Origin of the sequence: Arthrobacter sp. 35/47 (genome assembly GCF_000520475.1) — a bacterium.
GTDB lineage: Bacteria > Actinomycetota > Actinomycetes > Actinomycetales > Micrococcaceae > Arthrobacter_D > Arthrobacter_D subterraneus.
Map to the genome: position 1 here is coordinate 119573 of NZ_KI914616.1, position 951 is coordinate 120523.

Genomic DNA, 951 nt, shown 5'->3' on the forward strand with positions numbered 1-951 from the left:
CATCCGGCGGGCGCCTTGCGCAGCAGCCGGCCTGCGAGGACGGCTCCCACCATGAAGAAGAGCAGCGCGAGCGCGGGCCGCAGCACGGGGAGATCGTCTCCGCCGGCCACGGCCATTCCCAGGAGCACCACGTTGCCGGTCATGTTTCCTGTGAAGACCCGGTCCAGCCCCAGGTAGCCGACTGCATCGATCACTCCGGTGGAGAAGGTGAGGATCAGCATCAGGGTCAGATGGAGTCGGTCGGTGGTGGGCCGGGTGGCTGCCATGCGGGTCCCCTTATAAGGATGAGAAGCTTCAAGAAGAAAGGCTGAGTGATGATCTTCGAACGAATGTATACGAAATCTTGTTATTACGCTATTTTGTATACAAAGCTACGAGCATCGACGAGAACGGACCAAAGATGACCTCCTTCACTACACCCGACTCCTTCACCACGCGTCCCACCCTCCAGGGCAGCTTCGGCATGAGTGCCTCGACCCACTGGCTGGCAACGGCGTCAGCCCAGGCGGTCCTGGAACGCGGAGGAAACGCGTTCGATGCGGCGGTCGCCGGGGCATTTGTGCTCCATGTTGTGGAACCGCACCTCAACGGACCCGGCGGCGACATGACCGGCGTCTTCGCGACCGCCGAAAACCCGTCCCAGCCGGTCGTGCTCATGGGGCAGGGACCCGCGCCGGCCGCCGCCACCCGCGAGCACTACCTCGCCGAGGGCCTTGAACTGGTTCCCGGCGCCGGTGCCCTCGCCGCTGCCGTCCCCGCCGCCGTCGACGCCTGGCTCCTGCTGCTCCGCGACCACGGCACCTGGGAACTGGGCGATGTCCTGGCGTTCGCCATCGGCTACGCCCGCAATGGCCACCCCATCGTCGGCCGGGTCGGCGCAACCATCAACGCCGTGAAGGACCTCTTCGCTGAGCACTGGCCCACGTCGGCTGCCCTGTGGATGCCGGAGGG

2 protein-coding genes are annotated in these 951 nt (G+C 65.6%); one reads left to right on the forward strand and one right to left on the reverse strand.

Translation table 11 applies throughout. From position 1 onward, the window contains the following. Positions 1-266, reverse strand: a 266-nt coding sequence (locus X803_RS20215) for a DUF1275 family protein (protein WP_035779148.1), incomplete at its 3' end; no start/stop codon positions are given. 134 nt (positions 267-400) lie between these two features. Between X803_RS20215 and X803_RS20220 the strand changes: the two genes are divergently transcribed. Continuing rightward, positions 401-951 (forward strand): gamma-glutamyltransferase (locus tag X803_RS20220; protein ID WP_035779149.1); only part of this gene is annotated, 551 nt, incomplete at its 3' end.